Origin of the sequence: Rhizobium leguminosarum (assembly GCF_001679785.1) — a bacterium.
GTDB lineage: Bacteria > Pseudomonadota > Alphaproteobacteria > Rhizobiales > Rhizobiaceae > Rhizobium > Rhizobium leguminosarum_R.
Genome location: NZ_CP016286.1, coordinates 717,067 through 740,268 on the forward strand (window position 1 = coordinate 717,067; position 23,202 = coordinate 740,268).

Genomic DNA, 23,202 nt, shown 5'->3' on the forward strand with positions numbered 1-23,202 from the left:
GACTCTCGAAAGCCGGGGCCTCGCTCCGGCTTTTTCTATGCATGTTTTCTATGCCGGGCATTTGTCGGTATTCGAGAAATCGACGCTGCCGTCAGGCTTGAAGACCTCCGGGTTCTTGTCATAAAACGCACCGACGACGAGCGGCTTGCTCGGCAGGACGGTCTGGTCGAGGTCGGACCGGAACTGCGTCTTCAGTTCCTGCAGCACCTTGCCGTCCTTGTCGACCAGCCGGACGCTGACGGAATAGGGACGGTCCTTGCGCACGCAATGCAGATTTTCGCTCTGCAGCGCGATCTTGTCGTCGATCGGATAGATCTTCTGGTTCAGTACCAGCGGATCGCCACCTTGCGGATTTTCGAATTCGGCGATGATGACCGAACCGTCGGGAATAGGCTCCGTCTTCTTCAGCGTCAGCAGATAGGTGGCGCTCGCCACCCGATAGTTGAAGACGAAGAGATGGCCGGTGACCTCGACCAGATTTTCAGCCTGGCGCTGGCAGGCTGACAGCATCAGCCCGGCCATCGCCGCCATCACGATCCAATGCTTTCTCATGGCGTCTCCTCCTTCTTGCGGCGATAGTGCCGGTTCGCCTTGGCGCGGTTGCCGCAGACCGCCATGTCGCACCAGGCCCGGCTCCTGTTCTTGCTGCGGTCGATGAACAGCCAGCCGCAATTGCCGCAGATCTTCATGCGCTCCGGATCGGGCATGGCGATCAGCCGCAGTGCCGAATGGGCGGTCGCCGCGGCCAGGCTGCCGGGGCTTGTTTCGCGCAATGCCTTCGCCAGCGCTTCCAGTAGTTTGGCCAGCAATTGGTCGTCGCCGCCATTCAGTATACGCTCGCGGAAATAGAGGTCGATTGTTTCCCGCAGCGCGATGAAATCCGCCTCGTTTTCCGCCGCCACCGGCGCTGTGTCGCCGAAGAGGGCGCGCTCGGCGCAGAATTCGGCGGCGGCGTGCGGAAAGCTCCGCATCTGGTCGCTGACCGCGAAGCGGTCGATCCGCCGCGAGGCATCGTGGCGCAGAACGACGCTGTTGACGACATCGAGCGCCAGTGCGCCGCCGGCAAAGCGGTGAGGGGTCCAGGAAAAACTCATGACGAAATTATAACTGGTGAAATAGGTTTTACCAGTTATAATTTTGATGACGCGGAGTGTCTGGAATGGCCTATCTTCTGCAGCAGCTGGCGAATGCGGTTCCGCTGGCCGCCCTCTATGCCGCGCTTGCCTTCGGTTATGCCGTCGCCTTCGGCGTGACGAAGCGGGCCGATATCACCTATGGGGCGATCTTTGCCTTCGCGGGCCAGATCCTGCTGCTCTTCACCGAACTCGCTTTCAACCGCTTCTGGCTGGTGCTGCCGGCCGCCCTTGCCGTCGGCGCCTGTGCTTCCATCGTCTATTCGCTGGCCGCGGGCCTATGGATCGGTCGCTCGATCATGCTGCCGCTGGTCAGCAAATCGCCGAATACGGTCATCGTCGCTGCCCTCGGCATCATGATCGTGCTGATGGAGACCGCCCGGCTCGCCGCCAATACCCGCGCCATCTGGCTGCCGCCGTTCCTGAACGATACGGTCGTCTTCTGGAGCGACGGCCCGTTCAAGGTGACGCTCACCCATATCCAGTTGATCGACACCGCATTGATGTGCGCCATCGTCGCGGTGGGTACGCTGATCCTCAGGCGCACGGCCTGGGGCCGCGTCTGGCGCGCCGTCACCGATGATCCGCTGGCCGCCGAACTCTGCGGCACCAGCGCCAACCGCGTCTTTCTTGTCGCCTATGGGGCCGCAGCCCTCGTCGCCACCATCTGCGGCATCCTCGCAACTTTCTATTACGGCTCGATGGATTTCGGCGCCGGCCTGATGTTCGGGCTGAAGGTGCTGCTGATCGCAGCCGTCGGCGGCCATTCCGATCCGCTGCGTTCGGCAGGCGGCGCTGCCGGGCTCGCCGTCGTCGAAACCATGTGGGGCGCCTATGGCCCCTTCGTCTGGCGGGATCTGGTCGTCTTCTCGCTGCTCGTCCTGCTCTTGGTCATGAGCCGCCGGGAGCGTGTTGTTCTCTAACTTATTTCCACTTGTCGCGCGCCGCGTCGTCGGCGTCTTTCGCCGCGACCCAGTCGCCCGTGGCGCCATCCCTGGCGTGCTCCTTCTTCCAGAACGGGGCTGCAGTCTTCAGGAAATCCATGACGAAATTGGCGCCGTCGAACGCCGCCTGCCGGTGCGGTGCGGCTGCGACGACGAGCACGATATTCTCGCCGGCGGCGATCTTTCCGTAACGATGGATGGCGGTGAGGCCGAGAAGTCCGAAACGCCCGATGGCAAGATCGCCGATGCGTCGCATCTCCGCCTCCGCCATGCCGGGATAATGCTCGAGCTCGAGTGCCGCAAGCGTCCCGCCTTCATCGCGGCAGAGGCCGGAAAAGGTGACGACGGCGCCGATGCCGGGTTTGCCCTTGGAGAGGCGATCGACCTCGGCTTGCAGGTCGAAGTCCTCATGCTGGACGCGGATGGTGGGGGTGATGGTCATGATAGCATCCCCAACTGCTTTGATGTCGTAGCGGAGGCTATGGAGAGGGCGTGCCGTGCCAACCCCCCTCTGCCCTGCCGGGCATCTCCCCCACAAGGAGGGAGATTACGTGTGGCTCGACCATCGTGTCCACTTACCGTTTCGCCGGGCTGAAACGCCGATTGTTTGGGGAAGCCGGTGCGCCCAGCCAATCTCCCTCCTTGTGGGGGAGATGCCCGGCAGGGCAGAGGGGGTAGCGAAACGGCATCACGGTCACCGCCCTATCCACCCGTCATCGGCGGAAATATCCCGATTTCCCGGGCGCCCGATATCGGCTCGTCATGCTCGACATGCTCCATGTCGAGCGCCACGCGGATCACGTCGGGATATTGAAGTGCAGTCTCATATTCTTCGCCCAGCGTCTTCAAATGATTCAAGAGATCGGCGACGGTGACGACGGAGGAGGGGAGATCGATCTCCTCCTCGCCCTTGCCGATGCGCTCCCGCACCCAGGCGAAATAGACAAGCCGCGTCATTCCTCGTCATCCACGATATGTTTCACCCCGGCGCGGAAGTAGTCGTAGCCGGTATAGATGGTAAGCAGCGCCGCGATCCACAGCAGCGCGATGCCGGTCTGCGTCGTATAGGGGAAAATCTCGTCGCCGGCCGGGCCGGCGAGCAGGAAAGCGATGGCGACGAGCTGCAGCGTCGTCTTCCACTTGGCAATCCGCGTCACCGGTACGCTGACCTTCAGCGCCGCCAGATATTCGCGCAGTCCCGACACCAGGATCTCGCGGCAGAGAATGGTGATCGCCGCCCAGATCGACCAGCCGGCGATCGTCTGGTCGGCCGCGACCAGGAGAAGGATCGAGGCGACCAGCAGCTTGTCGGCGATCGGGTCGAGCATGCGGCCGATGTTCGACGTCTGGTTCCAGATGCGTGCGAGATAACCGTCGAGGAAATCGGTGAGCGAGGCGATGACGAAGATCCACAGCGCCACCCAACGCGCCGTGTTGCTGATCGACAGCCTGCCCTCGATGAAGAAGCAGAGAACGATCAACGGTACGGCGAGGATGCGGCCGTAGGTCAGAAGATTGGGAATGCTGTACGCACGCGATGCCATGGGATCGTTTCTCTGAATTGATGCACCGCTACAGCGCCGCGCGCCTTTTCAGACGAGCCAAGGACACTGTAACACTTTAGAACCTCCGCATCATGCTCGGGCCGATGCGGTAGATGACGGCTTTGGCTGCGGACCGTCAACATTCTTTCTGTCTTTTCACCGCCTTTGCGTGGAATTTGCGACGGACGGCGGTTATTTCGCGGCGTCGTCATGGAAATGGTTATAGACCTGCCTGGCGACGGCTTCCGATATGCCTTCGACCGCCATCAGGTCGGACAGGGCGGCGCGCGAAACCGCCTTCGCCGTACCGAAATGCTGGAGCAGCGCGCGTTTGCGCGACGGGCCGATGCCGCCGATCTCGTCGAGCGGGTTCTTGATCATTTCCTTCTTGCGCCGCGCCCGGTGCGAGCCGATCGCGAAACGGTGCGCCTCATCGCGCATGCGCTGGATGAAGTAGAGCACAGGATCGCGCGGCGGCAGCGTGAAACTCTCGCGTCCGGGCGGAAAGAAACGTTCGCGCCCGGCATCGCGGTCGACGCCCTTGGCAATGCCGATCGCCGTCACGCTGTCGGTGATGCCGAGTTCGGCAAGGATGGCGCGCACTGCCGTCATCTGCCCCTGGCCGCCATCGATGAGGATCACATCGGGCCAGGTCGGGAAGGGCATGTCGGCTGCATCGGGCGTGGCCACCTGCGCCGCCCGGTCAGGAATGCCTTCCTCCTTGATCAGCCGCGAGAACCGCCGCGTCATCACCTCTTTCATCATGCCGAAGTCGTCGCCGGGCGTGATGTCGGTCGATTTGATGTTGAACTTGCGGTACTGGTTCTTGACGAAACCTTCCGGCCCCGCGACCACCATGCCGCCGACGGCATTGGTGCCCATGATATGCGAGTTGTCGTAGATCTCGATGCGCTGCGGCGCATAGGCAAGCCCGAAGGTCTCCTTGAAACCTTCGAGCAGCCGCGACTGCGACGCCGTCTCGGCAAGCTTTCGCCCATGCGCCTCGCGTGCATTGCCAACGACATGGTCGACCAGATCGCGCTTCTCGCCGCGCTGCGGCACGAGGATGGAAACCTTGTGGCCGGCCTTTTCGCTGAGTGCGGCGGCGAGCAGCTCCAGCTCCTCCACCGTCTGCGACAGCATGATCTGCTTCGGCACTGGCTTGTCGTCGTAGAACTGCGCGAGGAAGGAATTCAGCACTTCGGCGCTCGAAAGCTGCGGATCGGCCTTCGGGAAATAGGCGCGGTTGCCCCAGTTCTGGCCGGTGCGGAAGAAGAACACCTGGATGCAGGAGATGCCGCCCTCATGGTGGATGGCGAAAACGTCAGCCTCCTCGACGCCGGCCGGATTGATGCCCTGATGGCTCTGCACATGCGACAATGCAGCCAGGCGATCGCGATAGATCGCCGCCCGCTCGAAATCGAGGTCCTCGGCCGCCTGGTTCATCGCCTCGGCCATATGCGACTTCACCTTCTGGCTCTTGCCGGACAGGAAGTCCTTCGCCTCCTGCACCAGTTCGCCGTAACCCTTGTCGCTGACCTCATGGGTGCACGGCCCGGAACAGCGCTTGATCTGGTAGAGCAGGCAGGGTCGCGTGCGCGTTTCGAAGACGCTGTCGGTGCAGGTGCGGATCAGGAAGGCGCGCTGCAGCGAGTTGATCGTCTGCCCGACCGCGCCGGCCGAAGCAAAAGGTCCGAAATAGTCGCCCTTTCGCGCTCTCGCACCGCGATGCTTGAAAATGGCAGGTGCTCGGTGGTCGCCGGTGATGAGGATATAGGGAAAGGACTTGTCGTCGCGCAAAAGCACATTAAAGCGCGGCCGCAAGCGCTTGATCAGATTCGCTTCCAGAAGCAGCGCTTCGGTTTCCGTGCGCGTCGTCACGAATTCCATATTCGCCGTCTGGCGCACCATCTGGGCGATGCGGTTGGAATGCACGCGGCCGACGGCGTAATTGTTGACGCGCTTCTTCAGGCTGCGCGCCTTGCCGACATAGAGCACGTCGCCTTCGGCATTGAACATGCGGTAGACGCCCGGGCTGTTCGGCAGCCGCTTGACGAATTCGCCGATCAGTTCCGCGCCGAGGAGCCCGGTTTCATTGAGGCTGCCCGCATTCCAGTCGACCGTCGCCGCAAGCGGAAGAGCGGCGGAAACGTCGCCTTCCACTTCGATATCGTCTTCGCTCTCATCCGTATCGTCGTAGAGAACGCCGCCATCCGGCAGCTTTCGTCCGTTCATTCCGTAATCTCCGCCACATCGGGCGTCTGCCAGGCGAGGTGCTGGCCGCCGTCGAGGGCAATCATCTGGCCGGTGATCGAGGGCGTGTCGTAAAGGAAGCGAATCGTTTGTCCGAATTCCTCCAGCGCCGGCCCTCGCTGCAAGATAAGGGCTGAGACCTGCGCTTGGAAGTCCTCCATTGCCTGCCGCTCGCTCGGCATCGAGGGGCCGGGGCCGATGGCATTGACGCGAATGCGTGGCGCCAATGCCTGTGCAAGCGTCTGCGTCGCCGTCCACAGCGCGGATTTGGAGAGGGTATAGGAATAGAAGCTGGGCCTCAGCGCCCAGACCCGCTGGTCGATGATATTGACGATCAGCCCCGCTGCCTCAGCGGGCATCTGCTGCGCGAAGGCCGCCGCAAGGATAGAGGGCGCCCGGACATGCAGGTCGAAGTGCAATGCCCAGGTGGCGGCATTGAAACTACGCGCTGAATCATGCTGGAAGACCGACGCATTATTGACGAGCAGATCGAGCGGCCCGAGCGCCTCCGACGCCTTCGCGGCCAAGGCGCCGGTCTCGCCGATATCGGTGAGGTCGGCCTGTAGGGCGGTCGCCCGATATCCCTTTCGCCGCAATTCCGCCACCAGCTCTTCGGCCTCGCCGATGGAGCCGTTCGCGTGGATCGCAACGGAAAAGCCATTTGCAGCAAGGTCTTCGGCGATTGCCCGGCCTATTCTTTTAGCAGCCCCTGTTATAAGGGCCGAGCGAAGTCTTTTGTGGTTCAAAATCGTGCCTTCTGATCCCGCGAGTCTGTCAGCAGACTATATAGGGGCCGACGGAGATTATATAAATAGGCCGTTGCGCTTGCGTTGGGGAGGGGGATATTCTAGGTATTATTTAAGAATGCGATTTCTTAAAATAAGTATTTTCAGCTTAACACTTCAGTAGGGTTAATGAAGTGTATGTTGCGCCAAAGCAACATCGAATTTCAGCCATGCGGCAGCCACAATGATATCACAATTTGGCTCTTTCAAATCCGCATTTGAGTTCCAATTTCAGTCTCGATCCGGAAGGGACATCTGGCAATATCCCGCCATGCTTCACTGATAGACAGATGACAAGCGGCGCGGGACTGAAAGGAGATTAAGTATGCGTGTACTCATTGCTGGCCTCATGGCCTCCGTTTTTGCAATTGCGGGCGTCTCGGCAGCTCAGGCGGCCGATGCCGTCGACCAGGTTCCGGAAGCACCGGTCGCCCAGGACGCACCAGTCAAGCCGGCAGGCAACTGGGAAGGCTTTTACCTCGGCGGCGCCGGCACCTATAACATGGGTGACTTCGGTTCCGACCGTCACACCTACGGCTTCGGCGGCCAGGTCTTCACCGGCTACAACTGGCAGCAGGGCCAGATCGTTTACGGCGTTGAATCCGATCTCGGCTACAGCGGCGACGACGTTTCCTCGGGCGGCGTCAAGAACAAGTATGGTTGGAACGGCTCCGTCCGTGGCCGCGTCGGCTACGACATGAACCCCTTCCTGCTCTACGGCACGGCCGGTCTTGCCATCGGCGACGTCAAGGTTTCCGACGATACCTCGGACGAAAGCAAGACGAACTTCGGCTATACGGTCGGCGCCGGCGTCGAAGCCTTCGTGACCAACAACATCACGACGCGCCTCGAATATCGCTACACCGACTACCAGAGCAAGGATTACGACCTCGACTCCGGCAGCTTCTCGCGCGGTTACGACGAGAACAGCGTCAAGCTCGGTATCGGCGTCAAGTTCTAAGCCGACCGAATATCCTGATATGTAAAAGCCGGGCACGTCGCCCGGCTTTTTGCTGCAGACAGACCGCTGAAAAACCCGCGACGTCATCCTCGGCCTTGTGCCGAGGATCTGCGCACGTCAAAATAAGTGTTTGAAACAAATATTTTTCCGCCAGAATAATTGGGGTGGTCAGATGCTCGGCACAAGGCCGAGCATGACGGAAGAGACTTTGTCAGCAAACTGAAGCCGGGCACGGCGCCCGGCTTTTTGCTGCCCGCTTTTTTGTTTCCCGTCGCTCAGCCCTCAGACTTGAGCTCGCTGTGGGCCGGGAATTTCTTGTCGAACTGCCGCTGCCAGTCGATCAGCGGCGCATGATCGGCTTCCCACTGGTCCTTGAAGCGCAGCTCGAGATAATCGAGCGTCGCGGCCAGCGCGAAATGTCCGCCATTGAGCTTCTTGCCTGTTTTCGGCGGGTTGGCGCTGAGATGAGCGAGCGCGCTCGTCGCCTTCTCCCACTGCCGGTCGATCCACGGCTGATGAATCTTTTCCTCGTCGCGGAAGCGCCGCTCGTAGACGATCGCAAGCAGGCAGTCGCAGATGCCGTCGCAGAGCGCCTCGAGGATTTCCGCATCCGTGCGCTTGCCCTTCTTGGAGGGGTAGAGCCCGCCCTTCGTCAGACGGTCGAAATAATGCATGATCGCCACGCTGTCGTATATCGAGACCCCGTCATCGGTCAGCAGCGTCGGGATCTTGCCGAGCGGATTGTTGTCCACCAGGATCGCCGGTCCGGTATTGGTGTCGACCCGGATGGCGTTCAGCTCCAGCCCCAGAAAATGCGCGGCCATCCGCACCTTGTTGGAATAGGGCGAGGCGGGCGAACAAAGGAGCTTCATGGGACACCTGATGAGGTTGCGGAGCTGCGGCGCGCGGACTATTCCGTAAGCAGCTTGCCTGGTCAATCGTCCTTGACCGCCTTGTTCTCGCCGCGCAGCCAGAAGGCGCGGTGCGAGGCGAAACGGTCTTGCGCCAGATGGTCCTTCAATGCGGGCAGCAATTGGTGCAACTCGTCCTTCAGCGTGAAGGGCGGGTTGACGATGACGAGGCCTGAGCCCGTCAGTCCCGTAATGCCGCGATCGCTGCGAACGGCAAGTTCGGCGCAGAGCATTTTCGGGATGTCGAGCGCCTGCAGCCTCTCGTGGAATTCCTTGATCGGCGCGCCCTTCTTCAGCGGATACCACAGGCAATAGGTACCGCCGGGAAAGCGCCGATAGGCCTTTTCCAGCCCTTCGGCCAGCCGCTGATATTCGTCCTCCTCCTCGAAGGGCGGATCGACGAGCACGATGCCGCGCTTCTCCTTCGGCGGCAGATGCGCGCCGAGCGCCAGCCAGCCGTCAAGCTCGGTGATGCGGGCATGGTGATCGCCCTCGAACAGCCGGTGCAGCCTGACGTAGTCTTCGGGATGCAGTTCCATCGCCGACAGCCGGTCCTGCGGCCGGAACAGCATGCGCGCAAGTTTCGGCGAGCCGGGATAGAAGCGGATGCCGCCCTGCGGATTGAGTTCGCGGATTGCCGAGAGGTAGGGCTCCAGCAGTTCGGAAACCTGAGGGCCGAGGTCCGCCTCCATCAGCTTGCCGATGCCATCGAGCCATTCGCCGGTTTTCTGCGCTTCTTCGGAGGAGAGGTCGTAGAGCCCGATGCCGGCATGCGTGTCGAGCACGCGGAACCCGCCATCCTTTTTCTGCATGTAACGGATCAGCCGCGTCAGCACGACATGTTTCAGCACATCGGCAAAGTTGCCCGCGTGATAGATGTGGCGGTAGTTCATTTTCGCTGATGTCCGTATGAATTCGCGTCATGGGAAATTTTTGTGGCTTTTGGCCGTACAAGCCTTGGAATATACAAATGCCATGAACATTGCGACCCCCATCCACGCCAAATCAGAAAAGCCGGACAACAGGGTGGGCCACACGGCCTGTCCGCATGACTGTCCCTCCACCTGCGCGCTGGAGGTCGAGATATCGGAGGATGGTCGCATCGGCCGTGTACGCGGCGCGAACGACCATTCCTACACGTCGGGTGTCATCTGCGCCAAGGTCGCCCGTTACGCCGAGCGGCTCTACCATCCCGATCGCCTGATGCATCCCCTACGCCGCGCCGGCGCCAAAGGGGCAGGGCAGTGGCAGCAGATTTCCTGGGACGATGCGCTGGATGAGATCGCCGAAGCCTTTGTGAAGTCCGAGGCAAGAGACGGCAGCGAGGCGATCTGGCCGTATTTTTACGCGGGCACCATGGGCTGGGTGCAGCGCGATTCCATCGATCGCCTGCGTCATGCCAAGCGTTACTCCGGTTTCTTCTCCTCGATCTGCACCAACCCGGCCTGGACCGGCTTTACCATGGCGACCGGCACGCTGCGCGGTCCCGATCCGCGCGAGATGGGCCGCACCGATTGCGTCGTCATCTGGGGCACCAATGCGGTGTCGACGCAGGTCAATGTGATGACGCACGCCATCAAGTCGCGCAAGGAGCGCGGCGCGAAGATCGTCGTCGTCGACATTTACGACAATCCGACGATGAAGCAGGCCGACATGGCGCTGATCGTCAGGCCCGGCACCGATGCCGCACTCGCCTGCGCCGTCATGCACATCGCCTTCCGCGACGGTTACGCCGACAGCGAATATATGGCGAGATATGCCGACGATCCCGCCGGTCTCGAAGCGCATCTGAAAACCAAGACGCCGCAATGGGCTGCTGCCATCACCGGCCTGTCCGTCGAGGAGATAGAAGCCTTCGCCAGCCTCGTCGGCACGACGAAGAAGACCTTCTTCCGCCTGGGCTATGGCTTTACCCGCCAGCGCAACGGTGCAGTCGCCATGCACGCGGCCGCCTCGATCGCCACCGTTCTCGGCTCCTGGCAATATGAGGGCGGGGGCGCCTTCCATTCGAACAGCGATATTTTCCGCATGAACAGCGCCGAACTGACCGGCCGGTCGATGAAGGATGTCGATATCCGCATGCTCGATCAGTCGCAGATCGGCCGCGTGCTGACCGGCGATGCCGTGGCACTGCGCCACCGCGGCCCGGTGACGGCGATGCTGATCCAGAACACCAATCCCGCAAACATCGCCCCCGAGCAGCGCCTCGTCAGACGCGGCTTTGCCCGTGAGGACCTCTTCGTTGCCGTCCACGAGCAGTTCATGACCGAAACGGCCGAGATCGCCGATATCGTCATTCCCGCGACGATGTTCGTCGAACATGACGATATCTACCGGGCCGGCGGCCAGAACCATATCCTGCTGGGGCCGAAGCTGGTCGAACCACCGCCAACCGTGCGCACCAATCTCTTCGTGATCGAGGAACTGGCCAAACGCCTCGGCGTCGCCGATCGCCCCGGCTTCGGCTTCACCGCCCGGGAGATGGTCGACCGCATCCTCGAATCGAGCGGCCTGCCGGGCTACGACCATTTCCTCGAACACAAATGGTTCGATCGCCAGCCTGCTTTCGAGGAAGCGCATTACCTGAACGGCTTTGCCCATCCGGATGGCAAGTTCCATTTCCGCCCGGACTGGATCAATCAGCCGGCGCCGAACAAACCACCGGCCGCGATCGGCGCGCTCGGTCCGCACGCCGCGCTACCGGCCTTTCCCGATCAGGTCGATGTCATCGAAGTCGCCGATCCCGAGCATCCCTTCCGCCTCGCCACGTCGCCGGCGCGCAACTTCCTGAATTCGAGCTTCTCCGAGACCAAGACCTCACGCCAGAAAGAAGGCCGCCCCGAGGTGATGATCAATCCGGCCGACGCCGAAGCCAACGGCATCGCCCACGGCGATCTTGTCCGCATCGGCAACAGCCGCGGCGATCTGCGCATCCACGCCCGCATCACCACCGAAGTGAAATCCGGCGTGCTGATTGCCGAGGGGCTCTGGCCGAACAAGGCGCATGTCGACGGCGAGGGCATCAACGTCTTGACCGGCGCCGACCCCGTCGCGCCTTATGGCGGGGCGGCCGTGCACGACAACAAGGTCTGGCTTCGCAGGGACGCAGCATGATGCAGCCGAAATCACGCGTGAAGATCGCCGGCGAGGAGACGCTGTCGAATGGGTGGACGCGGCTGAGCAGCTATCTCCTCGACTATATCGACCGCAAGGGCGCGACCCATCGGTTGAAGCGGGAAGTCTACCACCGCACGCCGGCCGCCTGCATCCTGCTTTATGATCCGAAGCGCGACCTCGTCGTTCTCGTCCGCCAGTTCCGCCTCCCTGTTCATCTCAACGGCGATCCCGCCTGGATGATCGAGGTGCCGGCCGGTCTTCTCGATGACGACCATCCCGAAGCGGCGATCCGTCGCGAGGCGATGGAGGAGACCGGATACCACCTGCGCGATGCGCGCTTCCTGTTCAAATCCTATACTTCGCCGGGTGCCGTCACCGAGGTCGTGCATTTCTTCGCAGCCCTCATCGACACCGCCGATCGTGTCGCCGAAGGCGGCGGCCTGGACGAGGAACACGAGGATATCGAAGTTCTCGAGATCCCGCTCGACGAGGCGGCGGCGATGATCGAAACCGGCGAAATCTTCGACGCCAAGACGATCGTGCTTCTGCAATGGGCGCGGTTGAACAGGGGAACGCTTTTCTAACCCAGAGCGAAGGCGAGATTTTCCGCTAACGCGGCACGTTCCAGTCTGGCGTCCAGCGTCGCAGGCGATACGTTCTCTGCGACCGCAAGCGCCAGATAAGCGGCGTCATAGGCCGATAGCTGATATTTTCCGGCAAGTCGTAAGATCGGAAGATGGTCTTCGCTTGAGACAGTGCGCAGCGGCAGGCTGGTGAGTCGCATGAGACAAGCGAGCACATCCTCGTTGGAGATGCGTTTCCGCCGTTCCGCGGTCAACAGGATGTTGCGCATCTCATGCCAGAAGAGATCGGGCACCAAGGCGTCTTCCGTTTCGAGAAACGACAAGGCTTCTTCGGCCGTCCGGCTTTCCTCATCGGCAAGCAACCAAGCCGCCGCAACCGAAGCATCAACCACGAACGGCATCAGCGCTGGCCTTCGCGCCGCCAGGCTTGAATTTCAGCCGCGGTTGCTCCGGCGCGTTCTGCCCGTTCGCTGCGGAGTGCGCGGATGGCGTCGAGCCTCTGGCGACGGTCATCGATCTTGATCATGCGGGCGACCGCGTTGTTGCCGCGTGAGATCACCACATCTTCGCCTGCTTCCACCTTTGTCAGAAGCTCCGAGAGATGCGTTTTTGCCTCTGCCACTTTCACTTTGATCGTCATAGCCACCGTCCACTTTGTCTCTAATGTAATGTCATGTCAAAACTTGGTCAACTGATTGGTCAAGTATGGCAAAGCAAGAACGGAAAGGGTAAGAAGTTTGGAAGTTCTTCATGCAGTTGTCACGAAGCAGTTCTATGCGCTGCGGTTTATCAATCATCGGATGCGGTCAGGAGACAGCCCATGTGGCTCAGCAATTTCACCCTCGTTCTCCCAAACGAGGTGGTGAGTGAAGGTTCCGTGCGAGTTGAGGGTGGCGCCATCGCCGAGATCAGGCCGGAGCCGGTCGACGGTGCTGCCATCGATGGCGGCGGGCGGCTGCTGATGCCGGGCTTTGTTGATCTCCACGGCGATATGATCGAGCGCGAGATTGCCCCGCGGCCGAACGCGACGATGCCGATCGATTTCGGCATCCACGAACTCGACAAGAAGCTTGCCGCTGCCGGTGTCACGACGGCGTTTGCAGCCGTCTCCTTCGCGACCGAAAGCGTCTACGGCCACGTCCGCTCGCTGGAGACGACATCGGCGGTGATCGAAGGCATCAACCGCCTGCGTGACGATCTCTTGATCGACCACCGCGTCCACGCTCGTTACGAAATCACCAATGTCGGTGCAGCCCCGGCACTCGAGCGCCTGCTGAATGCCGATCAGATCGACATGGTTTCGCTCACCGACCACACGCCGGGCCAGGGCCAGTACAACAACCTGCAGAGCTACATCCTCAGCATTTCCGAGCGCCGCGCCGTCTCCGAAGAGATGGCGGCGGAGATCGTCGCCAAGCGCATCGCCATGCGCAGCAATCCTGACATCGAGGCCAAGCTGAAGGAGATCGTCGCGCTGTCGCTAAAGCACAAACTGTCGCTTGCCTCGCATGACGATGACAGCGTCGAAAAAGTCGCGGAGATGCACGATCTCGGCGTCACCATCAGCGAGTTTCCGGTCACCGCACCTGCGGCGGAGGAGGCGCGCCGTCGCGGCCTCTGGACGTTGATGGGCGCGCCGAACGCGCTGCGCGGCCAGTCCATGTCGGGTAATCTCAGCGCGCTCGATGCCGCAAGGGCCGGACTGCTGAGCATCATCGCCGCCGATTATCATCCGGCTGCCTTCGTGCCTGGCATCTTCAAGCTTGCCGAAATGGTGGAAGGCGGCCTGCCGGCAGCCGTTGCCATGGCAACCGGCAATGCGGCCCGCTCGGCCGGCCTGTCGGATCGCGGCGAGATTGCCATCGGCCAGCGCGCCGATCTGGTCGTGGTCGAGCCGGGTGATATCAATCGCATCCGCGCCACCTTCCGCGCCGGCCGCTTCGTCTACAGCGACGGCACGCTGCATCCTTTGCAAGCCCTCGCGGCTTAAGCGCGGTCGCCGATCAGGGAGATGAGCTGAGCTTTGGGTGCTGCGGTCGAGGCCTCAGCACCGACGGCCCTGCCGCCTTCCATCGTCACACGGCCTTCGGCAAACAGCCGCAGCGCTTGCGGATAGATCTGGTGTTCGACGGTGAGCACACGGGCGGCAAGGCTTTCGGCCGTGTCGCCGGAAAGAACCGGTACGGCCGCCTGGCCGATCACCGGCCCCTCATCCATGCCTTCGGTGACGAAATGCACCGTGCAGCCGGCGATCCGCATACCGGCATCGATTGCCCGCTGATGTGTATGCAGGCCAGGAAACAGCGGCAGCAGGGAAGGGTGGATGTTGAGCATCCGGCCTTCGTAACGCTGGATGAAGGTCGCCGTCAGCAGTCGCATATAGCCTGCCAGGCAGAGAATGTCGGGTGAAAGCTCATCGAGCGCCGAAAAGATCGCCGCTTCGTGCGCGTCCTTGCTGGCATAGTCCTTGCGGGGAAAAGCGAAGGTGGCAATGCCTTCGGCGGCTGCCTTTGCAAGCCCGCCGGCATCCGCCTTGTCGGAGATGACGCCGACGATCTCGGCCGGGTAGTCGGTTGCCTTCGCCGCCGCAACCAGCGCCATCATGTTGGAGCCGCTGCCTGATATGAAGACGACGACGCGTTTGCGCGGCGTGCTCATAGGGCAAGCGTGCCCTTGTAGACCGTGCCGGCAGCGCCCTCGTCGCGGGCGATCATGCGGCCGAGCGTGATCACAGTCTCGCCCTCGGATTCAAGTGCGGCGGAAACCGCCGCAACATTCTCACCGGCGACGACGGCGATCATGCCGACGCCGCAGTTGAAGGTGCGCAGCATTTCCTTAGGCTCGACGCCGCCGGTCTTGGCGAGCCATGAAAACACCGGCGGCACCTTAACGGCGGCCAGATCGATCTCGGCCGCCAGATGCTTCGGCAGGACGCGCGGAATATTTTCCGGGAAGCCGCCGCCGGTGATGTGCGCCAGCGCCTTGATGGCGCCGGTCTCGCGGATCGCCTTCAGGAGCGGCTTCACATAGATCCGGGTCGGCTCGAGCAGGGCTTCGCCAAGCTTCTTATCTTCGGCAAACGGCGCCGGCGCATCCCAATCGAGGCCGGACAATTCGACGATCTTGCGCACCAGCGAGAAGCCGTTGGAATGGACGCCGGAGGAGGCGAGGCCGAGGATCACGTCACCCTCGGCAATATCGCCTGATGGCAGGAGCTTACCGCGTTCGGCAGCACCGACGGCAAAACCCGCGAGGTCGTAGTCGCCGGAGGAATACATGCCGGGCATTTCGGCCGTCTCGCCGCCGATCAGCGCGCAGCCGGCCTCACGGCAGCCGGCGGCAATGCCGCCGACGATGGCCGCGCCCTGGTCGGGGTCGAGCTTGCCGGTCGCGAAATAATCGAGGAAGAACAGCGGCTCGGCGCCTTGTACCACGAGATCGTTGACGCACATGGCGACGAGGTCGATGCCGACGGTGTCGTGATAGTCGGCATCGATCGCGATCTTCAGCTTGGTGCCGACGCCGTCATTGGCAGCGACGAGAACCGGATCGGTAAAGCCTGCCGCCTTGAGGTCGAAAAGCCCGCCGAAGCCGCCGATCTCGCCGTCGGCGCCGGGACGGCGGGTCGAGCGCACCGCCGGCTTGATCTTCTCGACGAGGAGGTTGCCGGCATCGATGTCGACGCCCGCATCGCTATATGTCAGGCCGTTTTTCCCAGACTGGCTCATGCTGGTCTCCGATGGCTATTTCAGGCGGCAAACGTGCCGCGTCATCTGCCGGTCGCAATTGCATGACAGGGGCTTTTATGCAAGCGCTGCATGGCGAAAGCCCCCAATTTCCCGCGTCTTCTTCCGGCCTTTCCGGGATTTGGCGCGACAGGGTTGACCATCTTTGCGCCTGCATCCTATGTGCTCAATGGCCGCTTCGGATCGGATGCGGCGTCAGACGGCGACGAGCGATCAGCGGGGAAGCAATGCCACAGCAAGTCAGCGGCAACAGTCTCAAACGTCAGATTTTCTTCTGGCTGGTGGTTCTCGTCTTCTTCATCGTCTTTCTCTACGTCTTCAGCTCGATCCTGCTGCCCTTCGTCGCCGGCATGGCGATCGCCTATTTCCTCGATCCGGTGGCAGACAGGTTGCAGCGGCTGGGACTGAGCCGCATGATGGCGACCATCGGCATTCTCGTCGCTTTCGTGATCGTCTTCGCGCTGGCGCTGATGATCCTCATTCCGGTGCTGATCAGCCAGTTCAACGATTTCGCTCAACGTCTGCCGGGTTATATCAGCCAATTACAGCAGTTCATCACGCAGGCGCAGAATTCGCTGCTGCCGGACTGGGTTGAGAACCAAGTGGGCACGATCAAGGACAATCTCTCAGGCATCCTGTCGGAGGGCATGGGCTTCCTCACCGGGCTCTTTGCGCAGATCTGGAATTCAGGCAAGGCGATCGTCGACGTCATATCGCTGCTCGTCGTCACCCCCGTCGTTGCCTTTTACATCCTGCTTGATTGGGACCGCATGGTTGCCAAGGTCGATCAGTGGATCCCGCGCGATTATGTCAGCGATGTCCGCCAGATCGCCAAGGAGATCGACCAGGCAATCGCCGGTTTCATCCGCGGCCAGGGTTCGCTCTGCCTGATCCTCGGCATTTATTATGCCGTCGGCCTCTCTCTCGTGGGACTGAATTTCGGCCTGCTGATCGGCCTCTTCGCCGGCATGATCAGCTTCATTCCCTATGTCGGCTCGATGGTTGGTCTCGTGCTGGCGGTCGGCGTCGCGCTTGTGCAGTTCTGGCCGGATTATCCGTGGATCGGCCTGGTGCTCGTCGTCTTCTTCAGCGGTCAGTTCCTCGAAGGTAACATTCTGCAGCCGAAGCTCGTCGGCTCCAGCGTCGGCCTGCATCCGGTCTGGCTGATGTTCGCGCTCTTTGCCTTCGGCGCGCTCTTCGGTTTCGTCGGGCTTCTGGTCGCCGTGCCGGCGGCGGCGGCCGTCGGCGTCCTTGTTCGTTTCGCACTTTCACGCTACCTTCAGAGCGATCTTTATTTTGGCGGGTCGCCGAGTGGCAGTGCCCGGAAGACGAAATCAGTTCCCAATGAATGACGTGAAAAACGCTGATCCGAAGCGCAAGGCCGGAGAGCAGCTGCCGCTGGTCTTCTCGCACGATGCAGCAAGCGGGCGCGACGACCTCCTGATCTCGGAGCGGCTCGCCGCCGCCGTTTCGATCGTCGATGCCTGGCCGGCATGGCCATCGCCGGTGGTCGTGCTCGCCGGCCCCGTCGGCTCGGGAAAATCGCATCTCGCCCGCATCTGGCGGGAATTGAGCGGCGCCGTCGACATCCACCCCGAGCCTGGCTCGGACGCGGCGGTTGCCGCTGCCGCCGGCCCGGTGCTGTTCGAGGACGCCGACCGCCTCGGCTTCGACGACAATGCGCTCTTCCACGTCATCAACAGCGTCCGCGAAAACGGCACCAGCCTGTTGATCACCAGCCGTCTCTGGCCGATGTCGTGGCCGGTTTTGCTACCCGATCTGCGCTCGCGCCTGAAGGCTGCGACCGTCGTCGAGATCGGCGAACCCGATGAGGCGCTGTTGTCTCAGGTGATCGTCAAGCTCTTCGCCGACCGGCAGCTTTATATAGATGACAAACTTGTGCTCTATATCGTGAACCGGATGGAGCGGTCGCTGAACGCGGCCCAGACAATCGTCGAAAGGCTTGACCGGCTGGCCCTGTCGCGGGGCACGAAAATCACCCGGTCTCTTGCTGCCGAAGTATTGAATGAATTGGGAAATTCGGAACCGGCCGATTGACTGTCACAGTTCCGTCGTCAAACTGATATAATTGCCTTTGGCGATTGAAAACGGGGTAAGCGGACCATGGATAGTGCAGTCGCAGAACATCAGGAACTCACTCCGGAAATCAACGACAACATCCCCCCGCTGGAAGAGCTGCTCAAGAGTCCCGAGCGCTTCATCAACAGAGAATTCTCCTGGCTGCAGTTCAACCGCCGTGTCCTGGAAGAAACGCTGAATACCGAGCATCCGCTGCTCGAGCGCGTTCGCTTCCTGTCGATCTCGGCCGCCAACCTCGACGAGTTCTTCATGGTGCGTGTCGCCGGCCTCGAAGGCCAGGTGCGCCAGAATATCGCCATCCGCAGCCCCGACGGCAAGACGCCGGCTGAACAGCTCGACTCGATCCTGCACGAGATCGACCATCTGCAGATGGAGCAGCAGGCCTCGCTCGCCGTGCTGCAACAATATCTCGCCAAGGAAGACATCCTGATCGTGCGCCCCGGCGCCCTGAGCGAGGGCGACCGCCAGTGGCTGGCCGCCGAATTCGAACAGGCGATCTTCCCGGTGCTGACGCCGCTGTCGATCGATCCCGCCCATCCGTTCCCCTTCATTCCGAATCTCGGCTTCTCTATCGGTCTGCAGCTCGTCAGCAAAAACGGCCGCGAGCCGATGACGGCGCTGCTTCGCCTGCCGGTGGCGCTCGACCGTTTCGTCCGCCTGCCGGATGATGGAAACACCATCCGCTACATCACGCTGGAAGATGTCGCCAACATCTTCATCCATCGGCTCTACCCGGGTTACGAGGTGCAGGGCTCCGGTACGTTCCGCGTCATCCGCGACAGCGATATCGAAGTCGAGGAAGAGGCCGAGGACCTCGTCCGCTTCTTCGAAACGGCGCTGAAACGCCGCCGCCGCGGCAAGGTCATCCGCATCGAGACCGATTCGGAAATGCCGGCGTCGCTGCGCCAGTTCGTCGTCCAGGCGCTGAGCATCCCCGATAACCGCGTCGCCGTTCTGCCGGGTCTTCTGGCGCTGAACACGCTGTCGGAGATCACCAAGGCGCCGCGCGACGATCTGCGTTTTGCCCCCTACAATGCGCGATTTCCCGAGCGCGTCCGCGAACATGCCGGCGACTGCTTCGCCGCCATTCGCGAAAAGGACATGGTCGTCCATCACCCCTACGAATCCTTCGACGTGGTGGTCCAGTTTCTTCTCCAGGCTGCGCGCGATCCTGACGTCCTGGCGATAAAGCAGACGCTTTACCGCACCTCCAACGACAGCCCGATCGTTCGCGCGCTGATCGATGCCGCCGAAGCCGGCAAGTCGGTGACGGCGCTGGTCGAGCTCAAGGCCCGCTTCGACGAAGAGGCAAACATCCGTTGGGCGCGCGACCTCGAGCGCGCCGGCGTCCAGGTCGTCTTCGGCTTCATCGAGCTCAAGACGCACGCCAAGATGTCGCTGGTCGTCCGTCGCGAGGATGGCAAACTGCGCACCTATTGCCATCTCGGCACCGGCAACTATCACCCGATCACCGCGAAGATCTATACCGATCTCTCCTACTTCACCTGCAATCCCGTCATCGCCCACGACATGGCGAACATCTTCAACTTCATCACCGGCTACGGCGAGCCGGAACAGGGCATGCAGCTCGCGATCTCACCCTATACGATGCGCTCGCGGATCCTGCGTCACATCGAGGAAGAGGTCCAGCATGCCAGGAACGGCGCGCCGGCGGCGATCTGGATGAAGATGAATTCGCTTGTCGATCCCGACATCATCGACGCGCTCTATCGCGCCAGCCATGCCGGCGTCGAGATCGATCTCGTCGTGCGCGGCATCTGCTGCCTGCGGCCGCAGGTGCCCGGCCTTTCGGAAAAGATCCGCGTCAAGTCGATCGTCGGCCGCTTCCTCGAGCACAGCCGCATCTTCTGCTTCGGCAACGGCCACGGCCTGCCGTCCGACAAGGCGCTGGTTTACATCGGCTCGGCCGACATGATGCCGAGAAATCTCGATCGCCGCGTTGAAACCATGGTTCCGTTGACGAATCCCACCGTTCACGAGCAGGTTTTGTCACAGATTATGCTCGGCAACGTGATTGACAATCAACAAAGCTACGAGATATTGCCCGACGGTACGTCGCGTCGCATGGAAGTGCGCAGGGGCGAAGAACCGTTCAATGCGCAGCAGTATTTCATGACCAATCCGAGCCTGTCAGGCCGCGGTGAAGCTCTGAAGTCCAGTGCGCCGAAGCTGATCGCCGGCCTGCTCGAAGGCCGCAACAACAAGTAAAACTGGACCTAAATGGTTGAATCTGAAGCCCAGGGGCGCCTTCCGGGGATCGCCCCGGTCTCCGTCGTCGATATTGGATCGAATTCCATTCGTCTTGTCGTCTATGAAGGCATGTCCCGTTCGCCGACCGTCCTCTTCAACGAAAAGGTCCTCTGCGGCCTCGGCAAGGGTGTCGCCCTTACCGGCAAGATGGATGAAGACAGCGTCGCGCGGGCTCTGGTGGCGCTGCACCGTTTCAAGGCCCTGTCCGACCAAGCGCGCGCCGCCACCATGTATGTGCTGGCGACGGCGGCTGCGCGCGAGGCGAGCAACGGCCCTGATTTCATCCACCAGGCAGAAACCATCCTGAACCGCAAGGTCCGCGTCCTCTCGGGCGAGGAGGAGGCGAAATTCGCTTCGCTCGGCATCATCAGCGGTTTCTACAATCCTGACGGCATTGCCGGCGATCTCGGCGGCGGCTCGCTGGAACTGATCGATATCAAGGGTAAGGAGTTCGGCAAGGGCATCACGCTGCCGCTCGGCGGCCTGCGCCTGTCGGAATATGCCGGCGGTTCGCTCTCCAAGGCCCAGACCTTTGCCCGCAAGCAACTGAAGACGGCAAAGCTGTTGTCGAAAGGCGAGGGCCGCACCTTCTACGCCGTCGGTGGCACCTGGCGAAACATTGCCAAGCTGCACATGGAAATCACCCATTATCCGCTGCATATGATGCAGGGCTATGAGGTGTCTTTCGAAGCGATGATGCTGTTCCTCGAACAGCTGACCGCGCGCGATTCCAGGGAGCCGGCGCTGCAGGTCGTTTCCAAGCACCGTCGTTCGCTGCTGCCCTTCGGCGCTATCGCCATGAAGGAAGTCCTGAGCGCGATGAAGCCGTCGGTGATTTCCTTCTCGGCGCAGGGTGTGCGCGAGGGATATCTTTATTCGCTGTTGTCGGAGTCCGAACGCCGCCTGGATCCGCTGCTTGCCGCGGCCGGCGAACTGGCGATCCTGCGTGCCCGTTCGCCGGAGCATGCCCGCGAGCTGGCGGAATGGACCGGCCGCATGATGCCCCTCTTCGGCATCCAGGAAACCGACGAGGAAAGCCGCTACCGTCAGGCCGCCTGTCTGCTGGCCGATATCAGCTGGCGCGCCCATCCTGACTATCGCGGCCTGCAGGCGCTGAACGTCATCGCCCACTCTTCCTTCGTCGGCATCAGTCATCCCGGCCGCGCCTTCATCGCGCTTTCCAACTATTACCGTTTCGAAGGCCTGCATGATGACGGCGCCACCGGCCCGCTGGCGCAGATCGCCACGCCCCAGCTCATCGAGCGCGCCAAGCTGCTCGGCGGCATGCTGCGCGTCGTTTACCTGTTCTCGGCCTCGATGCCCGGCATCGTCAAGAACCTGACCTTCCGCAAATCCTCGAGCCCAGACCTCGACCTCGAATTCGTAGTGCCTCCCGAGTATCGCGATTTTGCTGGCGAGCGCCTGGACGGCCGCCTGCAGCAGCTGTCGAGGCTGACGAACAAGCGGTTGGCGTTTCGGTTCGAATAGGTCTGATTTAGAACTCGACTCGTGCCGAGCAGCCCCCCTCTGGCCTGTGTCCAGCCGATAGATGGGTAACAGATTGAACCGGATAGATGGGTTACAGTTCTCCCCCTTGTAAACCAGTGTCCGCCCCTGCGCCGGCTGGTCGGGGTTGCAGGGCGCTGGGGCGGACAAGCCGCTTGGTCTTCCTGTCGATGATGCCGAGCGGATGGGCATGGAAGCGTAGCGTCCAGATGCCCGCTTCATTCTCCTCGATCGCCACGACCTCGCCGGCCAGCGCTGCTGCGACATAGACGAGGTCGCCGTTCCATTTGATCTCGCCATTGGAGCGCACCCGGCGCACCGCCGCCTCGGCCGGATAGTCCGGTTCAGGCAGGCGGTCGGGCAGGCGCCGCAGTGACGGTCGGTAATGATCAGCAGGCACGTCCATAGCGAGCGCCTCGTGTGGACGCTCGGCGTTGTAATTCTGGCGAAATGCGTCAAAGACCGCCTGCTGCGCGGCATGGTCGACCTCCGGCGCCATGGCCAGCGGCAGCATCGTCAGATGGAAGCGTTCGTGGCGGCCGTTCTGCTGCGGTTTGCCCGGCTGGATGCGCTCCAGGCCGATGCCGAGCTTGATGAACCGCACAGCAAGCGTCGTCAGCCCGGTGACGCCAATCGCCGCGAAGGGCGAACCGTTGTCGCTGCGAAAGCGCTCCGGCAGTCCGTGCTCGGCAAACAGCCGCTCGAACACCGGCCAGGCCTCTGCCTCGGCCGGCGTCGCGTAGGCTTGCAGCGCCAGCAGAAAGCGGCTCGCCGTATCCATCACCGTCAGTGGCTCGCAGCGCCGCCCATCGCGGGTCCGGAACCAGCCCTTGTAATCGGCGCTCCACACCGCATTGGGCCCGTTGGCCGGTGCGAACGGGCCGCAACCAGCCGCCCGCCAGCGATGCCGCCGGCGCCCGACCAGCCCGTGGCGCTTCAGGATCTCGCCTATCGTCGAGGCCGCCGGCCAGCAAAGCTGCGGCGCCGACCGCTTCAGCCGCGCCAGCACCTTCTTCGGCCCCCACTGCGGATTCGCCTCCTTCTCCGCCACGATCCGCGCCACCAGCTCCGCCGCCGTTGCCCGCCCGTGCTCAAGCGGCGCCCGCGGCAGGTCGATAAGCCCCGCAGGCCCGAGCGCCCGATACCGCTCCAACCATTTGTAGCCCGTCTTGCGCGATATCCCGTAGGCAGCACACAGCGCCGTCATCGTCTCCTCGCCCGCAAGACATTCCCCAACAAAGCGCAGCCGCTCGTCCATGATGCCAGTCTCTCTCCAAACCATCGCCGGGTCCTCCCGGCTGTCAGAGAACTGTCACCTATGTAAACGGTCCGTTCTGTTACCTATCT

Annotated in this window: 23 protein-coding genes; 9 read left to right on the forward strand and 14 right to left on the reverse strand. The window is 62.0% G+C overall.

The window, feature by feature from the left end:
* Positions 1 to 48 precede the first annotated feature (48 nt).
* On the reverse strand, positions 49 to 552 hold the full coding sequence (locus BA011_RS03740) for a hypothetical protein (protein WP_065279490.1): 504 nt from the start codon (positions 550 to 552) through the stop codon (positions 49 to 51).
* Complete coding sequence (locus BA011_RS03745) at positions 549 to 1,094, reverse strand: CGNR zinc finger domain-containing protein (RefSeq protein ID WP_065279491.1); 546 nt, start codon at positions 1,092 to 1,094, stop codon at positions 549 to 551. Before BA011_RS03745 ends, BA011_RS03740 begins: the two co-directional genes overlap by 4 nt.
* Positions 1,095 to 1,159: 65 nt before the next feature.
* Between BA011_RS03745 and BA011_RS03750 the strand changes: the two genes are divergently transcribed.
* A complete protein-coding gene (locus BA011_RS03750) occupies positions 1,160 to 2,056 on the forward strand; it encodes a branched-chain amino acid ABC transporter permease (RefSeq protein ID WP_065279492.1) in 897 nt (298 codons plus the stop codon).
* Position 2,057: 1 nt separating this feature from the next.
* Here the strand turns inward: BA011_RS03750 and BA011_RS03755 are convergent, their stop codons facing one another.
* From BA011_RS03755 to BA011_RS03775, 5 genes are all read right to left on the reverse strand, one after another.
* Positions 2,058 to 2,519, reverse strand: a complete 462-nt coding sequence (locus BA011_RS03755) for a molybdenum cofactor biosynthesis protein MoaE (RefSeq protein ID WP_065279493.1) — start codon at positions 2,517 to 2,519, stop codon at positions 2,058 to 2,060.
* Between the two features lie 260 nt (positions 2,520 to 2,779).
* Entirely contained in the window at positions 2,780 to 3,034 is a 255-nt protein-coding gene (gene moaD / locus BA011_RS03760; RefSeq protein WP_017959832.1) for a molybdopterin converting factor subunit 1, read from the reverse strand.
* The gene (gene pgsA / locus BA011_RS03765) at positions 3,031 to 3,621 is read right to left on the reverse strand and encodes a CDP-diacylglycerol--glycerol-3-phosphate 3-phosphatidyltransferase (RefSeq protein ID WP_003547103.1); all 591 of its coding nucleotides are present in this window, start codon (positions 3,619 to 3,621) and stop codon (positions 3,031 to 3,033) included. Before pgsA ends, moaD begins: the two co-directional genes overlap by 4 nt.
* A 192-nt stretch (positions 3,622 to 3,813) precedes the next feature.
* Entirely contained in the window at positions 3,814 to 5,856 is a 2,043-nt protein-coding gene (gene uvrC / locus BA011_RS03770) for an excinuclease ABC subunit UvrC (RefSeq protein ID WP_065279494.1), read from the reverse strand.
* Positions 5,853 to 6,620 carry an SDR family oxidoreductase gene (locus BA011_RS03775; RefSeq protein ID WP_065279495.1) on the reverse strand — a complete coding sequence of 256 codons (768 nt, stop codon included), beginning with the start codon at positions 6,618 to 6,620 and terminating at the stop codon, positions 5,853 to 5,855. Before BA011_RS03775 ends, uvrC begins: the two co-directional genes overlap by 4 nt.
* Before the next feature lie 364 nt (positions 6,621 to 6,984).
* Between BA011_RS03775 and BA011_RS03780 the strand changes: the two genes are divergently transcribed.
* The gene (locus BA011_RS03780) at positions 6,985 to 7,620 is read left to right on the forward strand and encodes an outer membrane protein (RefSeq protein WP_018070534.1); all 636 of its coding nucleotides are present in this window, start codon (positions 6,985 to 6,987) and stop codon (positions 7,618 to 7,620) included.
* Between the two features lie 275 nt (positions 7,621 to 7,895).
* Here the strand turns inward: BA011_RS03780 and BA011_RS03785 are convergent, their stop codons facing one another.
* Positions 7,896 to 8,492: a glutathione S-transferase gene (locus tag BA011_RS03785; protein ID WP_065279496.1), complete on the reverse strand. Its 597-nt coding sequence runs from the start codon at positions 8,490 to 8,492 to the stop codon at positions 7,896 to 7,898.
* A gap of 62 nt (positions 8,493 to 8,554) precedes the next feature.
* A complete protein-coding gene (locus BA011_RS03790; RefSeq protein WP_065279497.1) occupies positions 8,555 to 9,424 on the reverse strand; it encodes a 23S rRNA (adenine(2030)-N(6))-methyltransferase RlmJ in 870 nt (289 codons plus the stop codon).
* A gap of 16 nt (positions 9,425 to 9,440) precedes the next feature.
* Here BA011_RS03790 and BA011_RS03795 point away from each other — a divergent pair, with 16 nt between their 5' ends.
* Both BA011_RS03795 and BA011_RS03800 read left to right on the forward strand, forming a co-directional pair.
* Positions 9,441 to 11,645 carry a molybdopterin-containing oxidoreductase family protein gene (locus tag BA011_RS03795; protein ID WP_065279498.1) on the forward strand — a complete coding sequence of 735 codons (2,205 nt, stop codon included), beginning with the start codon at positions 9,441 to 9,443 and terminating at the stop codon, positions 11,643 to 11,645.
* The gene (locus BA011_RS03800; protein ID WP_065279499.1) at positions 11,642 to 12,232 is read left to right on the forward strand and encodes an NUDIX domain-containing protein; all 591 of its coding nucleotides are present in this window, start codon (positions 11,642 to 11,644) and stop codon (positions 12,230 to 12,232) included. The genes BA011_RS03795 and BA011_RS03800 overlap by 4 nt, the downstream gene beginning before the upstream one ends.
* On the opposite strand, the gene BA011_RS03805 is transcribed toward BA011_RS03800, so the two are convergent.
* Together BA011_RS03805 and BA011_RS03810 are read right to left on the reverse strand one after the other, a co-directional pair.
* Complete coding sequence (locus tag BA011_RS03805) at positions 12,229 to 12,633, reverse strand: type II toxin-antitoxin system VapC family toxin (RefSeq protein WP_065279500.1); 405 nt, start codon at positions 12,631 to 12,633, stop codon at positions 12,229 to 12,231. The two genes, BA011_RS03800 and BA011_RS03805, sit on opposite strands and share 4 nt — an antisense overlap.
* Positions 12,633 to 12,872, reverse strand: coding sequence for a type II toxin-antitoxin system Phd/YefM family antitoxin (locus tag BA011_RS03810; RefSeq protein ID WP_017959842.1), 240 nt, complete (start codon positions 12,870 to 12,872; stop codon positions 12,633 to 12,635). The genes BA011_RS03805 and BA011_RS03810 overlap by 1 nt, the downstream gene beginning before the upstream one ends.
* A 180-nt stretch (positions 12,873 to 13,052) precedes the next feature.
* Between BA011_RS03810 and BA011_RS03815 the strand changes: the two genes are divergently transcribed.
* Entirely contained in the window at positions 13,053 to 14,222 is a 1,170-nt protein-coding gene (locus tag BA011_RS03815; RefSeq protein ID WP_065279501.1) for an alpha-D-ribose 1-methylphosphonate 5-triphosphate diphosphatase, read from the forward strand.
* Here the strand turns inward: BA011_RS03815 and purN are convergent.
* Together purN and purM are read right to left on the reverse strand one after the other, a co-directional pair.
* Entirely contained in the window at positions 14,219 to 14,890 is a 672-nt protein-coding gene (gene purN / locus BA011_RS03820; RefSeq protein ID WP_065279502.1) for a phosphoribosylglycinamide formyltransferase, read from the reverse strand. The two genes, BA011_RS03815 and purN, sit on opposite strands and share 4 nt — an antisense overlap.
* Positions 14,887 to 15,960: a phosphoribosylformylglycinamidine cyclo-ligase gene (gene purM / locus BA011_RS03825; protein WP_065279503.1), complete on the reverse strand. Its 1,074-nt coding sequence runs from the start codon at positions 15,958 to 15,960 to the stop codon at positions 14,887 to 14,889. The genes purN and purM overlap by 4 nt, the downstream gene beginning before the upstream one ends.
* A 245-nt stretch (positions 15,961 to 16,205) precedes the next feature.
* Here purM and BA011_RS03830 point away from each other — a divergent pair, with 245 nt between their 5' ends.
* From BA011_RS03830 to ppx, 4 genes are all read left to right on the forward strand, one after another.
* Positions 16,206 to 17,330, forward strand: a complete 1,125-nt coding sequence (locus BA011_RS03830) for an AI-2E family transporter (RefSeq protein ID WP_065279504.1) — start codon at positions 16,206 to 16,208, stop codon at positions 17,328 to 17,330.
* On the forward strand, positions 17,323 to 18,036 hold the full coding sequence (gene hdaA / locus BA011_RS03835; protein ID WP_020049391.1) for a DnaA regulatory inactivator HdaA: 714 nt from the start codon (positions 17,323 to 17,325) through the stop codon (positions 18,034 to 18,036). The genes BA011_RS03830 and hdaA overlap by 8 nt, the downstream gene beginning before the upstream one ends.
* 108 nt (positions 18,037 to 18,144) lie before the next feature.
* Entirely contained in the window at positions 18,145 to 20,307 is a 2,163-nt protein-coding gene (locus BA011_RS03840; RefSeq protein ID WP_420493435.1) for an RNA degradosome polyphosphate kinase, read from the forward strand.
* Positions 20,308 to 20,319: 12 nt separating this feature from the next.
* Positions 20,320 to 21,837: an exopolyphosphatase gene (gene ppx, locus BA011_RS03845; RefSeq protein ID WP_065279506.1), complete on the forward strand. Its 1,518-nt coding sequence runs from the start codon at positions 20,320 to 20,322 to the stop codon at positions 21,835 to 21,837.
* Positions 21,838 to 21,928: 91 nt separating this feature from the next.
* On the opposite strand, the gene BA011_RS03850 is transcribed toward ppx, so the two are convergent.
* Positions 21,929 to 23,137 carry a helix-turn-helix domain-containing protein gene (locus BA011_RS03850; protein ID WP_065279507.1) on the reverse strand — a complete coding sequence of 403 codons (1,209 nt, stop codon included), beginning with the start codon at positions 23,135 to 23,137 and terminating at the stop codon, positions 21,929 to 21,931.
* Positions 23,138 to 23,202 lie beyond the last annotated feature (65 nt).